Genomic DNA, 18,665 nt, shown 5'->3' on the forward strand with positions numbered 1-18,665 from the left:
CCCCCCCCCCGCGCGCGCCCCCCAAACCCCCCCCCCCCCCCCGCGCCGCCCGGCGCCCCGGGGGGGGGGGGCCCCCCCGCCCCCCCCCCCCGGGGGGGGGCCCCCCCCCCCCCCCCCCCCCCGGGTCCTCCGACGAAGGAGCACCATGACCAGCCCCGACACCGCGGCCGAGCCGGTCGCGCCGGGCGGCTACGAGGGAGCGACCGCCTCCCGTCCCCTCGAGATCGCGTTCGCCGCCGTCGCCCTCGCGATCACCGCCGGCTACCTCTTCCTCGCCACGCAGATCCCGCTGCGCCGCGAGGCCGCCCCCGGACAGATCGACGCCCGCTTCTGGCCGCTCGTCATCGGCGTGACCGGCGTCGTGATCGCGATCGCCCTGCTCGCCGTGGCGATCACGCGACCGGCACCCACGCGTGAGGATCTCGAGCGCATCCAGCCGGGCGGCGTCCTCCGGGTGATCGCGACGATCGCGATCGCCGGCGCCTTCATCGCGCTGTGGTCCCTCGGCTCGGTCATCCTCTTCGGCTACCGGATCGAGGTCTTCCCGATCGCCTGTGCCCTGCTCATGGCCGCACTGATGCTCCTCTACGGCCACCGCCGCTGGCTGAGCCTCGTCATCTACTCCGCCGCCGTCACGGCATTCGTCTACGTCGTCTTCGGCATGCTCCTGAGGATCCCCCTGTGAACGCGCTCCTGGAGGGGCTGAACTCGCTCCTCGACATCTCGATCCTGCCGTACATGGCAGTCGGCCTCGTGCTCGGCTTCATGGTCGGCGCCTTCCCCGGCATCACCGCGACCATGGCCGTCGCACTCGCCGCCGGCTTCACCATGACCCTGGAGCCCGTGCAGGGCCTCGCGGTGCTCCTGACGATCTACGTCGCGGCGAACTTCGGCGACCGGGTGCCGTCCATCCTCATCAACACGCCGGGCACGCCCGCCTCGATCGCCACCACCCTCGACGGCTATCCCATGGCGAAGCAGGGCAGGGCCGGTCTGGCGCTGACGATCTCCGCGATCGTGTCGGCCGTCGGCATCCTCGCCTCGCTCGTGCTCTTCTCGGTCGCCGCCGTGCCGATCGCCAGCTTCGCCCGGGACTACTTCAAGTCGCCCGAGCTGTTCGCGCTCGTCGTCTTCGGCATCGCGATCATGATCGGCATCTCGTCGAAGTCGATGCTCAAGGGCATCCTGGCCGGTCTCTTCGGGCTGATGCTCGGCAGCGTCGGCACCTACGCGGCCACCGCCGACCAGCGCTTCACGTTCGGCGTGCTGGAACTCGTCGAGGGCGTGAACTTCATCGCCGTCATCATCGGTCTCTTCGGCATCGCCGAGCTGTTCGATCAGCTCCTCACGCACCGGAAGTCGCACGTCCGACCGATCTCGAGCCTCGGCCGGTGGTGGCCGAACCGCGCCGAGCTGAAGCAGAGCGGACGGGCCACCGCGGTCGGCGGGGCGGTCGGCCTCGGCGTCGGCCTCATCCCCGCGGCCGGCGGCGACATCGCCGGGCTCATCGGCTGGGAGCGGGCGCGGAAGGCGTCGAAGCACCCGGAGATGTTCGGAAAGGGGTCGATCGAGGGCGTCGCCGCGTCCGACACCGCCTCCAGCGCCACGCTCGGCGGCTCGCTCACCACCACGATGGCGCTCGGCATCCCCGGCGACTCCGTGATGGCGGTCATGATCGGGTCGATGATCATCTGGGGCATCACCCCCGGGCCCACGCTGTTCACCAACCGCCCCGACCTCGTCGTCTCGATCGTCGGCATCATGCTCGTCGCGACCCTCCTGTCGCTCGCGCTGAGCCTCGTGCGGATGAAGGGCATGGTCAAGCTGCTCGACGTGCCGCAGCCGTATCTGTGGAGCGGCATCCTCATCTTCTGCATCATCGGCACCTACGCCACCTCGAACAGTCTGTCGACGGTCGTCACGATGCTCGTCTTCGGGGTGATCGGCGTGCTGCTCAAGCGCATGCAGGTCCCGGCAGGACCCGTGGTGCTCGGCCTGCTGCTCGGTCCGCTCGCCGAGGAAAACCTCGCCCGCACGCTGGCGATCCTGCCGACGCGGCCGTTCTTCGAGGTCGTCAGCCCGATCGCCCTCGTGCTGCTCGCGCTCGCGGTGCTGTCCATCGTGATGCCCGCGATCCGCGCCGCCCGCACGCCCCGCGCCGAGCGGGCCTCGTTGGAGGACTCGATCCTCCACACCGACAGCATCGTGCAGATCGAGAAGGCGCACGACGAGCTCGCCGCGCAGCCCGACCTGCTCACCTCCACCGTCCGCAACGTCGACGCGGGTACGCGCCGGGGACGCGCTGACCGCAAGAACCGCAAGAGCACGACCTCCGAGGAGACCGAGAAGTGACCCGCTACGACATCCTGACCGCCGTCCCGACCGCGTTCGACCGTGACGGGACCCTCGATCTCGAGGGGTCGCGCGCGATCTTCCGATTCGTGGCCGACTCGGGCAACGAGGGCGCCTTCGTCCTCGGCACCACGGGCGAGTTCCCCGCGGTGGACGCGGACGAGTTCCGGGCGCTCGTGGCCGCGGCGCTCGAGGAGCTGGCCGACCGGATGCGCGTCATCGTGCACGTCGGGCAGCCGAGCACGTTCGAGGCCGTGCGTCTGGTCGGCATCGCGAAGGAGCTCGGGGCCACCGAGTTCGCCGCGCTCACGCCGTACTACCTGCGCGCCACGGACGACGCGATCCTCGACTACTACCGCGCCGTCTCCGCGGCGGTGGGCGACGGGCGCCTGTACGTCTACATCTACCCCGCGCGTAGCGGGAACCCGGTCTCGCCGGAGCTGCTCGTGCGCATCGCCGCGCTTCCGAACGTGGTGGGAGCGAAGGTGAGCGAGCTGTCGCTCGACGACATCGCGGCCTATCGTGCGGCCGTGCCGACGGGCTTCGAGCTCTACACCGGCGCCGACCGCGACCTCATCGCGGCCGTCGAGGCGGGGGCGCAGGGTGTCGTCTCGGGCGTCTCCTCCGTGACGCCGAAGCCCTTCCGCGCCCTCGCCGATGCCGGACGCTCCGGAGATGCCGAGGCCATCGCGGCGGCACAGGCAGCCGTCGACGACGTCGTCGCGCTCATCGGCGGCGACATGGCGCGCATGAAGGAGGCGTACCGCGTGCTCGACGTCGTGGACACTCATTGCCGCATGGCGATCGCCGAACCCTCCGCCGACGAGCGGGCCGCCGTCGCACAGGTGGTGGCCACGCACCGCTGACACGACTCCGGGACATACACGGGCGGGATGCCGCGGCCTTCGGGTCGCGGCATTTCTGCATGGGCTCGCTTTTACTTGTCCGACAAGTGAGCGCAGTCAGGAGCCTACTTGACGACACGCAGGGACAGTGTCTAGGCTCAGGAACGGAAATTCCGCCGATGTCGCGAAGGAGCGAACGGGACATGTCAGACAAGATCGAGATCACCGGTTCCGACTTGTCAGACGCGCTCGCTCGACGTCTGGCTCAGCACCTGCAGCGTTCCGGGCTGGAGATCGGCGACCCGCTGCCCACCGAGGCCGAACTCGGCGCCGTGCTGGAGGTGGGACGGCAGCGCATCCGCGAGGCCCTCAGCGTGCTCGAAGCGTTCGGCATCGTGGCCTCTCGGCAGGGCGCGCGCCGCGTGTGGCGCGGGTTCCGTGCCGCCGATCTCGCCACCCGCTGGATCGGCTTCGTCGACGACCCGGAGGCCGCCACCCGCGAGCTCCTGGAAGTGCGTCACGCGCTGGAGACTTCGCTGCTTCCCCTGGTCATCCCGCGCCTGCAGCCGAGCGACCTGACCCGCCTGCGTCTGCTCTCGGAGGAGATGGTGGAGCGAGCCCTGCGCAACGAGAGCTTCGCGGAGCTCGACCAGCAGTTCCACCGTGGGCTGCTCGCGCCGATGCGCAATGCGTTCGTGGACCAGTTCCTGCAATCCTTCTGGGTCGTCTTCGCGGCCGCGCGACGGGAGGAGCCCGTGGAGGAGGACCCCGCCATCGCCGCGATGCACGGTCGCATCATCGACGCGATCGAGGCCGGCGACACCCGCCGAGCCGTCCACGAGCTCGACGCCCACTTCTACGGCGTCCGCAACCGCTACCCGGACATCGACTTCGGCACCACGGCCGCGCTGCCGGTCTGACCCCTCCCCGCAACGGTGCGTTCTGCCGCACCCGTTTTGAAATCGATTTCGCATCACCCTCATCTGATCGACGAAGGAGTACGCATCATGAGATCCACCCGATTCCTCCCCGGATTGGCCGTCCTCGGCGTGGTCGCCCTCACCGCCGGCTGCGCCGGAGGCGCCCCGACGGGCGAGGGCGACGGTCCCGTCGAGATCACCTACTGGCTCTGGCAGGACGACGCGACCGACCCCACCTGGACGGAGCTCGCGGACGAGTTCAACGACGCGCAGGACGAGGTGGAGGTCGTGCTGGAGACGATCCCCCTCGACCAGTACCAGAACCAGCTCGTGTCCTCTGCGATGAACGGCACCGGACCGGACGCCGCCCGCAGCAAGGACTGGTGGCTCGGGCAGTTCGCGCCGCAGGGCGCCATCGCCGACCTCACCCCGTACGTCGACGGCTGGGACGCCTCGGACGACGTCGTCGACTCGCTCTGGGCGACGGGGCAGCTGCCCGGCGAGGACGCCGTCTACATGCTGCCGCACCAGTACACGACGCTCTACCTCTACTACCGCGTGGACTACTTCGAGGAGCTCGGGCTCGAGGCGCCGCGCACCCAGCAGGACCTCCTCGACGCGGCGGCGGCCCTCACCGGCGACGGCCGGTACGGCATCGACGTCCGCGGCGGTGCGGGCGGACAGGACCAGTGGCTCGCATGGATGTACGCCGGCGGCGCGTCGGTCGTCGACGACTCCGGCGAGGTCGTCCTGGACGACGCGAAGGGCGTCGCGGTGAACGAGGACTACCTCAGCATCGTCACCGACCTGCAGGCCGCGCCCCCCGGATCGATCACGGCCGCCTTCGCCGACGTCAAGACGAACTTCGTTGAGGGTCTCACCGGCATGATGATCCACCACCCGGGTTCCCTGAAGGAGCTGCAGGGCGTCTTCGGCGACAAGCTCGGCGTCGTCCCGATCCCCACGGAGGACGGGAAGCCGGGCGCGACACTCGGCAGCATGAGCGGCAACGTCATCCTCGAGGGCTCCGACAAGAAGGACGCCGCGTGGACCTGGATCTCCTGGCTGAGCGAGGAGGCGCAGATGGAGAAGATCTCCGCCTCGCCGCAGGGCCAGCTTCCCGTGCTCGAGTCGGTGATCGACACCGAGGCGTACTCGTCCGACCCGCAGCTCGCGGTCGCGGTCGACGCGATCCCCACCGCCAAGACCTGGCCGGCGCTGGAGGGGGTGGCGGAGCTCGCCGCCAAGGAGTGGAACCCGCTCATCCAGCAGGCGTTCCAGGGTGAGATCAGCAGCCAGGACGTGCTGACGAAGATGTCCGACGTGCTGCGCTGAGGACCGACATGGCAAGCTCCACTCTCACGGAAGCGGTCGTCACCGGCCGGCCGGCCCCGCGCCGGCCGGTGACCCGGCCCCGGCGGCGCGCTCGCCGCGGGTCGGTCGCCCCGCTCGTCCTGCTCGCGCCGGCGATCGCGCTGGTCGCGGTCTTCGCCGGGTATCCGCTCGTCCGCTCGATCTGGTTCTCGTTCAACGACGTGAGCGTCTTCACCGGCGTGCTCGAGTTCGTCGGGTTCCAGAACTTCGCCAGTGTCATCGGCACGGCGGAGTTCCTGCCCACGCTCGGCCGCACGGCCATCTGGACGTTCGGCGCCGTCTCCCTCCAGCTGATCGGCGGGCTGTCGCTCGCGCTCATGCTGAACAACCGCTTCCCGCTGCGGGGCGTGTACCGCGGGCTGATCATGATCCCGTGGGCGACGCCCAGCGTCCTGGTCGCGCTGATGTGGAAGTGGATCCTCGATCCGAACAACGGCGTCCTCAATCAGTGGCTGCTGAACGCCGGGGTCATCGACGCCCCGATCGAGTTCCTGTCGCAGAACAGCACCGCGCTGCCGACCCTCGTGATGATCGACGTCTGGCAGGGCATCCCGCTCTTCGCGATCATGATCCTCGCGGCGCTGCAGAGCGTGTCCGGCGAGCTCAAGGAGTCCGCGCAGATCGACGGATGCGGGCCGGTCGGCGTGTTCCGTCACGTCGTGCTGCCCGCCATCCTCCCGACGATCCTCATCACGACGCTCCTGCGCCTGATCTGGACCTCGAACTACGTCGACCTCATCTTCATCCTCACCGGCGGCGGGCCGGGCACGTCCTCGACGACGCTGGCGCTCGAGTCGTATCTGACGACCTACAAGGCCAGCGACTTCGGTGCCGGCGCGGCGTACGCCGTCATCCAGGCCCTGTTCCTCGCCGTCTTCATCGCGCTCTACGTGCGCCTCACCCGGAAGGACGCCACGCGATGAGTACGACGACCGTCCCCGTCCGCTTCGGCCGCTTCGCGGGAAGGACCGGCTTCGCGATCGCCCTCCTCGGCGTCCTCGCGATGGTGCTCGGGCCGTACATCGTCATGCTGCTGACGTCGCTCACGCCCCGGGATCAACTCGCCGGCGCCGGAGCGAGCCTCATCCCCTCGGAGTTCACGACCGCCTCCTACGCCGAGCTGCTGTCGACCACGCCGTTCCTGACCTATCTGCGGAACAGCCTCACCGTCGCCGCGATCGCCGTCCCGGTGACCCTCGTCGTCTCCACCGGCGCCGCGATCGCGATGTCGCGGTTCGACTTCCGCGGCCGCGGGGCCGTCATGATCGGGCTGCTGCTCGCACAGATGTTCCCCGCCGTGCTGCTCGTGATCTCGCTGCAGGGGCAGCTCCGCGGGATGGGGCTGATGGACACGACGCTTGGTCTCGCACTGGTCCACGCCGCGTTCGCCACGCCGTTCGCCACCTGGCTGCTCAAGGGCTTCGCGGACTCGATCCCGCGCGAGATCGAGGAGGCCGGCCAGATCGACGGGGCCTCGTCCTGGCAGATCATCCGCATCCTGCTGCTGCCCCTGCTGCGGCCGGGGATGGTGGCGGCGGGAACCTACGCGTTCATCCTCACCTGGAACGAGTTCCTCTACGCCCTCACGTTCACCTCGCAGACGGCGACCCGCACCCTGCCGGTCGGCCTGCACCTGTTCATCGGCGAGTACCAGATCCGGTGGGATCTGCTCACCGCGGGCGGCGTGCTCTCGGTGCTCCCCGTCGTCGTCGGCTTCCTCCTCGTGCAGAAGCGCCTCGTCGCCGGACTCGCCGCCGGCGCCGTCAAGGGCTGACGCCCCCTCCGACCCCTCCTCGTCGTCCCGGAAGGACCACGCATGAAAATCGAATCGATCGACCTCCAGCTCTCCCGCATCCCCCTCCCCAAGGGGCCGTGGGGGGACCAGATCCATCGGGTGACCCACATCGAGATCATCCTCGCCGACATCACCACCGACACCGGCCTGGTCGGCACCGGGTTCAGCCACACCTCCGGCGTCGGCGGCCAGATGATGATGGCGGCGCTGCGCGAGCTCATCCCCACGCTCATCGGCCGTGAGGTCAATCCGCGAGCCGTCTGGCAGCACTCCTGGCAGCATCTCCGCGACAACGGCCCCGGCGGGACCACCACGCTCGCGCTCGCCGCGATCGACGTGGCGCTGTGGGATCTGCTGGGGCTGCACTACCAGCAGCCGCTCGCGAAGCTCCTCGGGCAGGTGCGCGACCGGGTCGCGCTGTACGGCAGCGGCATCAACCTCAACCTGTCCGCCGAGGAGGTCGTCGAGCAGGTCAAGGAGTGGAAGTCCGACGGGTACGCCGCCGGGAAGGTCAAGGTCGGCAAGCCGGACCTCGAGGAGGACGTCTACCGGCTCACCAAGATCCGCGAGGCCGTCGGCGAGTACCCGCTCATGGTCGACGCCAACCAGGGATGGACCTACGGAGAGGCGGTCCGGGCGGTCACCCGGTTCCGCGACCTCAACCTGTACTGGGTCGAGGAGCCGCTGCGCGTGGACGACGTCGCCTCGCACGCCCGCCTCCGGGCGCGCTCTCCGATCCCGATCGGCCTGGGCGAGAACGTCTACACGCTCCAGCAGTTCAACCAGTACCTCCTCGCCGACGCGTGCGACTTCATCCAGGCCGACGTCGGTCGTGTCGGCGGTATCACGCCCTACATGGACATCGCCGCCCTGGGCCGGGCGTACAACGCCCCCATGACGCCGCACTTCGTGATGGAGCTCACGGCCAATGTGCTCTGCGCGGTGCCCAACGCCCTGTTCGGCGAGATGACGGACGGCGGCACGCTCACCGACCTCGGCGTCATCGTGCCGCAGCGGCCGCAGAACGGGTTCTTCGTCCCGACCGGAGCGCCGGGGAACGGCCTGGAGTACGACCGCGAGAACCTCGCGCGGCACGCGGTGAGCTGAGGGAGACGAACGACATGACGGACATCTTCGACCTCACCGACCGCATCATCCTCGTCACCGGCGGCCTCGGCCAGATCGGCTCGGCCTTCGTCCGCGAACTGCACGGGCGCGGTGCCCGGGTGGCCGTGGCATCGCGCACCGTCGACGCCGCGCGCCTGCAGGAGACGTTCCCCGAGATCGCCGACAGCCCGCGCCTCCTCGGCGTCTCCGTGGACATCGTCTCGAAGGACAGCGTCGAGGCCGGCCTCGATGCGATCGTCGAGGCGTGGGGTGCGGCGCCGGACGGCGTGATCAACAACGCGGGACTGGACACCCAGCCGAGCGCGCCGCCCGAGGTCTCCGGCCCGTTCGAGGACTTCCCCCTCGACGTGTTCCGGGAGGTGGTCGACGTGAACCTCGTCGGCACCTTCCTCGTGACGCAGGCCGCCGGTGCCCGGATGCGCGCCGCCGGAAAGCCGGGCTCGATCATCAACGTCGGCTCGATCTACGGGATGGTGTCCCCGGTGCAGGACATCTACGCCTACAAGGAGGAGCAGACCGGGGTGCCGTTCGTGAAGCCGGTGGCGTACTCGGCGGCGAAGTCAGGGCTCTACAACCTCACGCGCTACTGCGCGACGTACTGGGGGCGGCAGGGGATCCGGGTCAACACCCTCACTCCGTCCGGCGTCGGCCGAGACACGCAGGACGCGACCTTCCGGCAGAACTACACGGCGCGCATTCCGATCGGGCGGATGGCGGAGGAGACCGACTTCAACGGTGCCGCGGTCTTCCTGCTCTCCGATGCCTCGCGCTACATGACCGGAGGGAACCTCGTCGTGGACGGGGGGTGGACGGCATGGTGACCACCGCGGCGGACCTCGGGGTGTTGATGGCGGCGATCGCCACGCCCTACGACGCGGAGGGGGCGGTCGACACCGGGCTGCTCTCGACGCTCATCGGGGACTACGTGGCGCGCGGGGTCGAGGGGATCTACTGCTGCGGGTCGTCGGGGGAGGGCCTCCTCCTGTCGGCGGACGAGCGGACCGCGGTGGTGGAGACCGCGGTGAGCGCCGCGGAGGGGCGGATCCCCGTCGTCGCCCATGTCGGCGCGCTGTCCACGAGGGAGGCCATCGAGCTCGCGCGGCGGGCGCAGCAGGCCGGCGCATCCGCGCTCTCGATGATCCCGCCGATCTACTACTCATTCGGCATCGAGGCCGTCCTCGACCATTACCGCGCGGTGCTGGACGCCGTGGATCTCCCGCTCATCGTCTACAACATCCCGCAGTTCACCGGGACGGAGTTCACGGTCGAGACGGCCGGCGAGCTCCTGGACGACGATCGGGTGATCGGACTCAAGCAGACCGCGCACAACATGTACGCCCTGGAGCGCATGAAGACGGCCTTCCCCGACAAGGCCTACATCAACGGCTTCGACGAGGTGTTCGTGCCGGCGCTCGCCGCCGGCGCCCGCGGGACCATCGGCACGACCGTCGGGCTGCAGGTCGAGCTCTTCCAGGCGGCGCGTCGCCTCCTCGACGTCGGCGACCTGGCCGGAGCGCAGCGGGTGCAGAGCCGGATCAACCATGTCATCGCCGAGCTGGTCGCGATCGACGTCTTCCCTGCGGCGAAGTACCTCTCCGGTCGCAGCGCGGGTGGCGCCGGAGCGCTGGGCGACTGCCGTCGTCCGTTCCGACCGCTCTCGGACGCGGCTCGGGCCCGGCTCGATGCTCTCGGGGTGACTCTCGATCGATTCCTCGCGGAGGTCTGAGGGCTGAAACCGGTTACAGTGGGTGCCCATGGCCACGATCTACGACGTCGCGCGGCGGGCCGGCGTCTCGCCGGCCACGGTCTCCCGCGTCTTCAACGGCACGAGCGTGTCGGAGGAGAAGGCGGCGGCCGTGCGGGCGGCGGCGGAGGAGCTCCGATTCACGCCGAACCGGACGGCGCGCACGCTGCGGACCCAGAGCTCCGAGGTCATCGCCCTGGTGATCCCGGACATCGAGAACCCGTACTTCACCGAGATGGCGCGTGGGGTGGAGGACGCGGCGTCCGAGGCGGGGTACTCCGTCGTGCTGTGCAACTCCGACGCCCAGGTCGAGAAGGAGGCGACGTACCTCCGGATCGCGATCGCCGAGAACATGTCGGGGGTGATCATCGCGACGGCGGATGAGCACTCGGATCTCGCGCCGGTGCGGGCGACGGGGCGGCCCGTGGTCGCCGTGGACCGTCGCACGGCCGCCGACATCGACGGCGTGGTGATGGCCAACCGGGAGGCGGGAGCCGCAGCGACGCAGAGCCTGCTCGACGCCGGGTATCGCCGCATCGCGTACATCGGGGGGCCCGCGCACATCGACACCGCGGCCGAGCGGGCGGAAGGTTGGCGGGGAGCCCTCTCGGCGATGGATCCCCATCACGAGCTGTCCTCGCTGCAGCGCTTCGCGACGTTCCGCGTCGACGGCGGGCGTGCGGCCATGGAGGAACTCCTCGCGCTGCCGGAGCCGCCGGACGCGGTCGTCGCCGGGAACAACCTCATCGGCGTCGGCGCGATCCAGGTCCTCACGGAGCGCGGCCTCACCCCTCCGGAACTCGGTGTCGCGGTGATCGGATCGCTGCCCTTCACGACGCTGTCTCCCTCCGCTGTGACCGTCGTGCGGTTGCCGGCGCGGCACATGGGCGTGACGGCGGCGCGGATGCTGCTCGAACGGATCAGGGGAGACGTGCAGCCGGCTCGGACGGTCGTCCTCTCCGGCGAGGTGCAGCGCGCGACCGCACGCGCCTGACCGCAGGTCGCTACTGGGAGCGCCAGAACCGCGCTGCGAGGTTCGTCATCTCCTTGTCGAGATCGTCGACCTTCACCTCCAATCGGTCGAGGCGGTGATCGAGGCCGTCGAGTCGTGCGGTCATCTCGCCGCGGAGCCCGATCATCTCGCCACGCAGCCCGATCATCGCTCCCTGCAGCGCACCCATCGCCGCGCGCAGCGCTCCGATCTCGCTCATCATCACTCCGTGCAGCGCTGCCAGCGCCGCGTGCAGCCCACCGGTTTCGTTCGTCATCTCGATGCGGAGGCTGCCGATCTCGGTGGTCATCTCGGTGCGGAGGCCGTTGATCTCGCCGGTCATTTCGGTGCGGAGGGTGCCGATCTCGCCGGTCATGTCGGTGCGGAGGCCGTTGATCTCGCCGGTCATTTCGGTGCGGAGGCCGTTGATCTCGCCGGTCATTTCGGTGCGGAGGCCGTTGATCTCGCCGGTCATGTCGATGCGGAGGGTGCCGATCTCGCCGGTCATGTCTGTGCGGAGGGTGCCGATCTCGGTGCGTAGTCGTGTGGTCTCGGTGGTCATGTCGGTGCGGAGGCCGGCGATCTCGGTGGTCATCTCGGTGCGGAGGCCGGCGATCTCGGTGGTCATGTCGGTGCGGAGGCCGGCGATCTCGGTGGTCATGTCGGTGCGGAGCCTGCCGATCTCGCCGGTCATCTCTCCCCGCAGTCCGCCGATCTCCGCACGGAGCACGCGACCGAACTGCGTCGTCATGAGGGTCATGCCGCCGAGCATCGTCGTCACGAAGATGCCGATCAGCGTCCATACCTGCGGGTCGTCCAAGGGCATGCCTCCAGTCTCGATCGGAGGGGTCAGGATGTCACGGTATTCCGGTGCTGAACCGGCGTTTTCCCAGTCAGGCGCGGGGATGGTGGAATCTTCGGAGATTGGCCATCGCGGTGCAGGAGCGGTCACCTCCTTGCGCCCTGAAATCGATTTCGCGTAGCCTGGGTCCAGGTCAGCACGGCCCGTCGGTATCGAAGGAGAGACCATGCGCTGCACCCTCGGGGTGGACATCGGCACGTCCAGCGGCAAGGGCGTCCTCGTGGACCCCGCCGGCACGATCCTCGCGACTGCGACCCGCGCGCACGACGTCTCCCGTCCGCAGTCCGGATGGGTCGAGATGGACGGCCGGATCTGGTGGGACGAGTTCGTCGAGCTGGCCACGGACCTTCTCTCCGCGGTCCCCGACGCGGACGTCGTGGGGGTCGGAGTGAGCGGCATGGGCCCGTGCATCCTGCTCGCCGACGAGGACGACGAGCCCGTGCGCCCCGCGATCCTCTACGGCGTGGACACCCGTTCCACCGCGCAGATCGAGCGCATGACGGCGGAGCTCGGCGTCGAGGAGATCACCCGCGTGGGCGGCTCGACCCTCACGTCGCAGGCCGGCGGGCCCAAGATCGCCTGGGTCGCCGAGGAGGAACCGGAGACCTGGCAGCGCGCGCGGCGGCTCTACATGCCCGCCTCCTGGTTGGCTCGCAAGCTCACCGGTGCCTACGTCCTCGACCACCAGTCCGCCAGCCAGGTCTCGCCGTTGTACGACATCGAGGGCGGGCAGTGGCACGAGCCCTGGTGGCAGCGGTTCGCCGGGACGGTCGAGCAGCCGCCGCTGCGCTGGGCGGGGGAGATCGCGGGCACCGTGACCGTCGCTGCGGCGGCCCTGACCGGCCTGCCCGAGGGAACGCCGGTCATCACCGGCACGATCGACGCCTGGACCGAGGCGGTGAGTGTCGGCGCCCATGAGGTCGGCGACCTCATGCTGATGTACGGTACGACGATGTTCCTCGTCGCGACCGGGGAGCAGACCCTCCGCACGCCCTCGATGTGGACGACGGCCGGCGCCTTCGCGGGCACGCGCAACCTCGCCGGCGGGCTGTCCACATCCGGAGCGCTCACCGCGTGGCTGAAGGACCTCTCCGGTACCGACTACCCGGCGCTGCTGGCCGAGGCGGAGGAGTCGGGGCCCGGCGCGAACGGCCTGCTGATGCTGCCGTACTTCGCCGGCGAGCGCACCCCGATCCAGGATCCGGATGCCCGCGGGGTCATCGCCGGGCTCACCCTCCGGCACACCCGAGGAGACCTCTACCGCGCCGCGCTCGAAGCCACAGCGCTGGGCGTGCGGCACAACGTCGAGACGATGCGCGCCGCCGGCGCCGACATCCGCCGCATCGTGGCGGTCGGCGGGGGCACGCAAGGGCGGCTCTGGCTGCAGATCGTCTCCGACATCACCGGGCTCGTGCAGGAGGTGCCGCAGACGACGATCGGCGCGAGCTACGGGGCCGCCTTCCTCGCGGCGACGGCCACGGCCGCCGAGGATGCCGCGCCCGCCATCGCCGACTGGAACCCCATCGCCGACACCGTCCGTCCGGACGAGGCGCTGCGCCCCTTCGCCGACGCCCTCTTCGACCGTTACGTGCGGCTGTACGACGGCTCGAAGGACGTCGTCCATGAACTCGCCGCCGCCCAGCGCGACGGCTCCCCGACCACCTCGACCCCGGAGAACTCATGACCGCTTACACCCTGCCCACCCCGGCGCCCCGTCCTGCCACGGCGCCGAAGACCGCCTACCTGATCGCGTCCGGCGATCTCCGTGAGTCGGCCAACACGGCCGGCTGGCCCACCCAGGTCGAGCTCGAAGCCGGGGTCACCGGCGTGCTGAATGACCTCGGCTGGACGGTCATCCGCGCCAACGAGGTCGACCCGGAGACCGGTCACGGGTTCATCTCCAGCCAGCGCATGGGTCTCGAGGTCTTCAAGAACATCCCCGTCGACGCACCGCTCATCGTCGCCGAGGCCGTCTGGCAGTACTCGCACCACGTGCTCGCGGGCCTCCGCACGCACGAGGGTCCGATCCTCACGGTGGCGAACTTCGCGGGCGACTGGCCCGGCCTCGTCGGCCTCCTCGGCCTCAACGCGGGCCTGACGAAGATGGACAAGCCGTACGCGACGATCTGGTCGGTCGACTTCACCGACGACTGGTTCCGCGAGGGCATCCGGGAGTGGACCGAGACCGGCGCCATCACCCACGATGCCTCCCACGTGCGTCCGCTCCCCGCGCTGCCCGACAGCCCGGAGAAGCAGCTCGGCGAGGCCCTGGCCGCGGAACTGCGCGCTGAGAAGGCCATCATCGGCGTCTTCGACGAGGGCTGCATGGGAATGTACAACGCCATCTTCGACGACGAGCTCCTCAACCAGACCGGCATCTACAAGGAGCGCCTGTCGCAGTCGGCGCTCTACGCGGAGATGCTGAACGTGACCGACGAGGAGGCCGACGCCGCGTACGACTGGCTGATCGAGCGGGGGATGACGTTCCGCTACGGCGAGGACGCCGCGACCGAGCTCACCCGTGAGCAGGTGCAGTGGCAGCTGAAGATGTACATCGCCGCGCTCCGCATCGCGGACGACTTCGGGCTCGACGCGGTCGGCATCCAGTACCAGCAGGGGTTGAAGGACCTCGTTCCGGCCTCGGACCTGGCGGAGGGCATCCTCAACTCCACCGAGCGCCCGCCGGTGACCTCGCGCGACGGCTCCCGCGTGCTGCACGAGGGGCGCGCGTTCCCGCACTTCAACGAGGCCGACGAGGGCGTCGCCGTCGATGCGCTCGTGACCGACCGCGTCTGGCGCGCGATGGGGCTCGTTCCCGACAACACTCTCCACGACGTCCGCTGGGGCGAGGACCACGACGGGCAGTTCGTGTGGGTGTACGAGATCTCCGGCTCGGTGCCGGCCTCCCACCTCGGCGGCTGGCAGAACGCGGAGGGCTGGCGCCAGGGGCACGTGTTCTTCCCTGCGGGCGGCGCCACGATCAACGGCGTCTCGAAGCCCGGCGAGGTCGTGCTCTCGCGGGTTTTCATCGCCGAGGGGGTCCTGCAGGCGGACATCTTCCGGGCGTCGGTCGTCGAGCTGCCGGCGGAGGAGACGCAGCGCCGGAAGGACGCCACGAACCCGGAGTGGCCGATCGCCCACGTGGTGCTGCACGGCATCTCGCGCGATCAGTTCATGGCACGGCACAAGGCGAACCACGCGCAGCTCGTCTACGCCCCCGACGCCGAGACCGCGGACAAGGCGCTGATCGCGAAGGCCGCGATGTTCGACGGCATGGGCATCAAGGTCAACCTCGTCGGCGACGTGTCGATCTGAGGCCGCGGCTCGTCACTGCGAGCGCCAGAACCGCGTCGCGAGGTTCGTGAGCTCCCTGTCGAGATCGTCGACCTTCGTCTCGATGCGTCCGAGCCGGGCGTCGAGGCCGTCGATCCGTGCGGAGAGGGTGCCGTCGATGCGATCGATCCGTGCGGAGAGCGTGCCGTCGATGCGGTCCACCTCCGCACGGATCACGCGGCTGAGCTGCGACGTCATGAGTGTCATGCCGCCGAGCATCACGGCGGCGAAGACGCCGATCAGTGTCCATACCTGCGGGTCGTCCACGGTCATGCCTCCAGTCTGAGTCCGGGGTCTCAGGCTGTCACGGTATTCCGCAGGGGCAGGGCCGCGAACACGGGACCTGTGGACGGGAGAAGCGGTACCGGGGTCGGTGCAGGAGCAGCCCTCAGGGGGAGGGGCGGAGGTCGCTCGGCGGGCCGCTCAGCGCGCGCAGGGCGTAGAGGATCGTCGCGAGGTCGACGAGCTCCTGCACCAGTGCGCCGACGACCGCGGGGATGACGCCGGTCATTGCCACGACCATCAGTCCCACGCTCAGACCGATCCCGATCCAGATCGCGGTGAGGGCCACGCGGAGGGTGTGCCGTCCGATCGCGACGGCGTCGACGACCTTGGCGAGCGAATCCACGAGGATGACGACGTCGGCGGCGTCCCCGGCGGCCGTCGCCCCCTTCGCGCCCATCGCGATGCCGATGTCGGCCGCCGCCAGCACCGGCGCGTCGTTGACACCGTCGCCGACCATCAGCACGGGCCGTGGCTGCATCTCGGCGGCCAGACGCACCTTCTCGGGAGGCAGCAGCTCGGCGTGGATCTCGTCGATCCCGACCTGCCGTCCGATCGACTCCGCCGTGGTGGCCACATCCCCGGTCAACATCGCGAGCCTGTCGACCTCGTGCGTCCGCATCCAGGAGACCACGGCGGGCGCCTCCGGGCGGGCGGCGTCGGCGAGCACGAGGGCCCCTGCGAACCGACCGTCCACGGCGACGTACGCGGCGGCCTGTCCCGGTGCGAGCTCCACCCGCACGGTGTCGGGGGCGAGGGAGGCCACGTAGGCCGGCTTGCCGACGACGACCGAACGGCCGCCGATCGTCGCGGACACCCCGTTCGTCGCGGTCTCGCTCGCCTCCGTCGCCGCGTGCAGGGCCAGGCCCCGTGCGGCGGCGGCGCGACGGATGCCGTCGGCGAGCACGTGCGACGAGTACTGCTCGGCGGAGGCGGCGAGTCGCAGGATCTCATCCGCATCGAAACCGCGGGACGGTCGCACGTCGACCAGCTCCGGCCTCCCCTGGGTGAGCGTCCCGGTCTTGTCGAACGCGGCCGAGCGCACCCGGGCGATCTGCTCGATGACCGCGCCGCTCTTCATGATGACGCCCGACTTCGCCGCCCGGGAGAGCCCGCCGAGGAAGGCCACCGGGGCGGCGATCAGCAGCGGGCAGGGCGTCGCCAGCACGAGCACCTCGGCGAACCGGGTCGCGTCGCCGGAGAGTGCCCACGCCGTCCCCGCGAGCACGAGCGCGACGGCGGTGAACGGAATCGCGAACCGGTCGGCGAGACGCACGATGGGAGCGTGGGAGGACTCGGCCTCGGCGACCAGGGCGACGATCTGCTGATACTGACTGTCGGCGCCGGTGCGGAGGGCGCGGAGGCGGATGGCCCGGCTGCCGTTGATCGCGCCCGACAGCACCTCGTCGCCCGCACCGCGCGTCACGGGCAGACTTTCGCCCGTGAGCGACGATTCGTCGAACGACGCGCTGTCCGTGAGCAGTTCACCGTCCACGGGGATGATCTCCGCCGGGCGCACGAGAAGCACGTCGCCCACGGCCACATCGTCGACCGGCGCCTCCCTCGCCGCGTCCGAGTCCGCGTCCTCGGGATGCGTCAGCACATGGGCGCTGCGGGGCGAGCGATCCAGCAGTGCGGAGAGGTCGCGCTTCGCCCGGCGGCCCGCGAAGTCCTCCAGCGCCTCACCGCCGGAGAGCATCAGGACGATGATGAGCGCCGCGATGTATTCGCCCACCGCGAGCGTCGCGACCATGGCGACGACGGCGAGGATGTCGAGTCCGACGTGGCCGCGGAGCACGTCGCGCACCATGCCGATGAGGGTCCAGACCACCACCGCAGCCACGAAGACCGTGGCGACCCACCGGCCGATGGTCTCCTCCCCGGCGGCGTGAAGCCCTCCGACCACGGCGAAGACGATGACCGTCAGGGTGATGACGGGGTACCGCCAGAGGAGTCGGAGGGCGCGCATGCGTCCAGCATCGTCGGAATCGGTGCGCACCGCCAGCATCCCCCTTCCGACACCTGTGCTTAAGCGATATAGTCGGCCGCGAGTCGCGACGTCGCGGCCCGCTCTCGACAACGACGCCGAAGGAGAAGACACCGTCATGAGTTCCTCACCCGCACGATCGTCCCGCCTGAGAAGAGGTGTCGCGGCAGCAGTGGCGATCGCTGCCGCCGGAGCCGCCGCCCTCGCCGCCTCGACGACGGCCGTCGCCGATGCGGATGCCGCCGACCCGCAGCTCGCCGTCTACGTCGAGGTCAACTCGAACGATTTAGCGAATGTCGCGGACTACACGCTCGCCGAGTCGGGCCGCCCCGCCGTCGATCTGGCCATGATCTTCGCCGCGAACATCAACTACGACGGGGAGCGGGCGGTCCTCCACCTCAACGAGCGGGTCACCGAGACGCTGCAGGACGCGCAGAACCAGATCCGCCCGCTGCAGGCCCAGGGCACCAAGGTCCTCCTGTCGGTGCTCGGAAACCACCAGGGTGCCGGCTTCGCGAACTTCACCTCGTACGCGGAAGCCGACGCCTTCGCCGCGCAGCTCGCCGACACCGTCACCACCTACGGCCTGGACGGCATCGATTTCGACGACGAGTGGAGCAACTACGGGGCGAACGGCACGCCGCAGCCGAACCCGCAGTCCTTCGGCTGGCTCGCCTCCGCGCTGCGCGATCGCCTGGGACCGGACAAGCTCATCACGCTGTACGCGATCGGCCCGTCCTACACGACCACGGACTTCGGCCTCTTCGACGCCGGCAGCGTGCTCGATCACGCCTGGAACCCGTACTACCCGACCTACGACGCTCCCACCGTGCCGGGCCTGGACGACCGCGGCCGGCTCGGCGCCGCGGCGATCGACCTCGCGAACACCAGCGCCACGACGGCCGCCGACTTCGCCCAGCGCACGGTGGCGGACGGGTACGGCGTCTACGTCGCGTACAACCTCACCGCGACGGATCAGTCGGCGTACCTCTCCGGCATCACCCAGGCGCTGAAGGGGGAGGCGACTCTGTACCGCGCAGGGTCGCGGTGAG

Annotated in this window: 17 protein-coding genes; 14 read left to right on the top strand and 3 right to left on the bottom strand. The window is 70.0% G+C overall.

What is annotated here, in order from left to right; all coding sequences use genetic code 11:
- Positions 1–145 precede the first annotated feature (145 nt).
- The 11 genes from M4D53_RS09990 (at position 146) to M4D53_RS10040 (ending at position 11,152) form a co-directional block, all read left to right on the top strand.
- Entirely contained in the window at positions 146–685 is a 540-nt protein-coding gene (locus M4D53_RS09990; protein ID WP_259953788.1) for a tripartite tricarboxylate transporter TctB family protein, read from the top strand.
- Positions 682–2,352 carry a tripartite tricarboxylate transporter permease gene (locus tag M4D53_RS09995; RefSeq protein ID WP_259953789.1) on the top strand — a complete coding sequence of 557 codons (1,671 nt, stop codon included), beginning with the start codon at positions 682–684 and terminating at the stop codon, positions 2,350–2,352. The genes M4D53_RS09990 and M4D53_RS09995 overlap by 4 nt, the downstream gene beginning before the upstream one ends.
- Positions 2,349–3,218 (top strand): dihydrodipicolinate synthase family protein, encoded by an 870-nt coding sequence (locus M4D53_RS10000; RefSeq protein WP_259953790.1) that lies wholly within the window; start codon positions 2,349–2,351, stop codon positions 3,216–3,218. The genes M4D53_RS09995 and M4D53_RS10000 overlap by 4 nt, the downstream gene beginning before the upstream one ends.
- A gap of 182 nt (positions 3,219–3,400) precedes the next feature.
- The gene (locus M4D53_RS10005; protein WP_187662638.1) at positions 3,401–4,117 is read left to right on the top strand and encodes a FadR/GntR family transcriptional regulator; all 717 of its coding nucleotides are present in this window, start codon (positions 3,401–3,403) and stop codon (positions 4,115–4,117) included.
- 87 nt (positions 4,118–4,204) lie between these two features.
- Positions 4,205–5,452, top strand: coding sequence for an ABC transporter substrate-binding protein (locus M4D53_RS10010; protein ID WP_187662637.1), 1,248 nt, complete (start codon positions 4,205–4,207; stop codon positions 5,450–5,452).
- Positions 5,453–5,460: 8 nt separating this feature from the next.
- Positions 5,461–6,414, top strand: coding sequence for a carbohydrate ABC transporter permease (locus M4D53_RS10015; RefSeq protein WP_259953791.1), 954 nt, complete (start codon positions 5,461–5,463; stop codon positions 6,412–6,414).
- Positions 6,411–7,265, top strand: a complete 855-nt coding sequence (locus M4D53_RS10020; RefSeq protein ID WP_259953792.1) for a carbohydrate ABC transporter permease — start codon at positions 6,411–6,413, stop codon at positions 7,263–7,265. Before M4D53_RS10015 ends, M4D53_RS10020 begins: the two co-directional genes overlap by 4 nt.
- A 42-nt stretch (positions 7,266–7,307) precedes the next feature.
- On the top strand, positions 7,308–8,393 hold the full coding sequence (locus M4D53_RS10025) for a mandelate racemase/muconate lactonizing enzyme family protein (protein WP_259953794.1): 1,086 nt from the start codon (positions 7,308–7,310) through the stop codon (positions 8,391–8,393).
- Positions 8,394–8,407: 14 nt separating this feature from the next.
- Positions 8,408–9,235 (top strand): SDR family oxidoreductase, encoded by an 828-nt coding sequence (locus M4D53_RS10030; RefSeq protein ID WP_259953795.1) that lies wholly within the window; start codon positions 8,408–8,410, stop codon positions 9,233–9,235.
- Positions 9,229–10,140 carry a dihydrodipicolinate synthase family protein gene (locus M4D53_RS10035; RefSeq protein ID WP_259953796.1) on the top strand — a complete coding sequence of 304 codons (912 nt, stop codon included), beginning with the start codon at positions 9,229–9,231 and terminating at the stop codon, positions 10,138–10,140. The genes M4D53_RS10030 and M4D53_RS10035 overlap by 7 nt, the downstream gene beginning before the upstream one ends.
- A 28-nt stretch (positions 10,141–10,168) precedes the next feature.
- On the top strand, positions 10,169–11,152 hold the full coding sequence (locus tag M4D53_RS10040; RefSeq protein ID WP_187662631.1) for a LacI family DNA-binding transcriptional regulator: 984 nt from the start codon (positions 10,169–10,171) through the stop codon (positions 11,150–11,152).
- Between the two features lie 10 nt (positions 11,153–11,162).
- On the opposite strand, the gene M4D53_RS10045 is transcribed toward M4D53_RS10040, so the two are convergent.
- A complete protein-coding gene (locus M4D53_RS10045) occupies positions 11,163–11,975 on the bottom strand; it encodes a hypothetical protein (protein WP_259953797.1) in 813 nt (270 codons plus the stop codon).
- 202 nt (positions 11,976–12,177) lie between these two features.
- Here M4D53_RS10045 and M4D53_RS10050 point away from each other — a divergent pair, with 202 nt between their 5' ends.
- Both M4D53_RS10050 and M4D53_RS10055 read left to right on the top strand, forming a co-directional pair.
- Positions 12,178–13,695: an FGGY-family carbohydrate kinase gene (locus M4D53_RS10050; protein ID WP_259953799.1), complete on the top strand. Its 1,518-nt coding sequence runs from the start codon at positions 12,178–12,180 to the stop codon at positions 13,693–13,695.
- Complete coding sequence (locus M4D53_RS10055; RefSeq protein WP_187662628.1) at positions 13,692–15,326, top strand: fucose isomerase; 1,635 nt, start codon at positions 13,692–13,694, stop codon at positions 15,324–15,326. The genes M4D53_RS10050 and M4D53_RS10055 overlap by 4 nt, the downstream gene beginning before the upstream one ends.
- Positions 15,327–15,338: 12 nt before the next feature.
- On the opposite strand, the gene M4D53_RS10060 is transcribed toward M4D53_RS10055, so the two are convergent.
- Positions 15,339–15,617 carry a hypothetical protein gene (locus M4D53_RS10060; protein ID WP_060922290.1) on the bottom strand — a complete coding sequence of 93 codons (279 nt, stop codon included), beginning with the start codon at positions 15,615–15,617 and terminating at the stop codon, positions 15,339–15,341.
- A 115-nt stretch (positions 15,618–15,732) separates the two neighbouring features.
- Positions 15,733–17,595 (bottom strand): heavy metal translocating P-type ATPase, encoded by a 1,863-nt coding sequence (locus M4D53_RS10065; RefSeq protein ID WP_259953804.1) that lies wholly within the window; start codon positions 17,593–17,595, stop codon positions 15,733–15,735.
- Between the two features lie 190 nt (positions 17,596–17,785).
- Between M4D53_RS10065 and M4D53_RS10070 the strand changes: the two genes are divergently transcribed.
- The gene (locus M4D53_RS10070) at positions 17,786–18,664 is read left to right on the top strand and encodes an endo-beta-N-acetylglucosaminidase H (RefSeq protein WP_259953805.1); all 879 of its coding nucleotides are present in this window, start codon (positions 17,786–17,788) and stop codon (positions 18,662–18,664) included.
- The last annotated feature ends 1 nt before the right edge of the window (position 18,665 follow it).

This window comes from Microbacterium meiriae (assembly GCF_025143875.1).
GTDB lineage: Bacteria > Actinomycetota > Actinomycetes > Actinomycetales > Microbacteriaceae > Microbacterium > Microbacterium meiriae.

Bases quoted from the DNA above. Each gene is read 5' to 3' on its own strand.
- M4D53_RS10015 (WP_259953791.1), top strand. From the start codon at position 5,461: ATGGCAAGCTCCACTCTCACGGAAGCGGTCGTCACCGGCCGGCCGGCC.
- M4D53_RS10060 (WP_060922290.1), bottom strand. From the start codon at position 15,617: ATGACCGTGGACGACCCGCAGGTATGGACACTGATCGGCGTCTTCGCC.
- M4D53_RS10050 (WP_259953799.1), top strand. From the start codon at position 12,178: ATGCGCTGCACCCTCGGGGTGGACATCGGCACGTCCAGCGGCAAGGGC.
- M4D53_RS10020 (WP_259953792.1), top strand. From the start codon at position 6,411: ATGAGTACGACGACCGTCCCCGTCCGCTTCGGCCGCTTCGCGGGAAGG.
- M4D53_RS10065 (WP_259953804.1), bottom strand. From the start codon at position 17,595: ATGCGCGCCCTCCGACTCCTCTGGCGGTACCCCGTCATCACCCTGACG.
- M4D53_RS10055 (WP_187662628.1), top strand. From the start codon at position 13,692: ATGACCGCTTACACCCTGCCCACCCCGGCGCCCCGTCCTGCCACGGCG.
- M4D53_RS10040 (WP_187662631.1), top strand. From the start codon at position 10,169: ATGGCCACGATCTACGACGTCGCGCGGCGGGCCGGCGTCTCGCCGGCC.
- M4D53_RS09990 (WP_259953788.1), top strand. From the start codon at position 146: ATGACCAGCCCCGACACCGCGGCCGAGCCGGTCGCGCCGGGCGGCTAC.
- M4D53_RS10045 (WP_259953797.1), bottom strand. From the start codon at position 11,975: ATGCCCTTGGACGACCCGCAGGTATGGACGCTGATCGGCATCTTCGTG.
- M4D53_RS10025 (WP_259953794.1), top strand. From the start codon at position 7,308: ATGAAAATCGAATCGATCGACCTCCAGCTCTCCCGCATCCCCCTCCCC.
- M4D53_RS10010 (WP_187662637.1), top strand. From the start codon at position 4,205: ATGAGATCCACCCGATTCCTCCCCGGATTGGCCGTCCTCGGCGTGGTC.
- M4D53_RS10005 (WP_187662638.1), top strand. From the start codon at position 3,401: ATGTCAGACAAGATCGAGATCACCGGTTCCGACTTGTCAGACGCGCTC.
- M4D53_RS10035 (WP_259953796.1), top strand. From the start codon at position 9,229: ATGGTGACCACCGCGGCGGACCTCGGGGTGTTGATGGCGGCGATCGCC.
- M4D53_RS10030 (WP_259953795.1), top strand. From the start codon at position 8,408: ATGACGGACATCTTCGACCTCACCGACCGCATCATCCTCGTCACCGGC.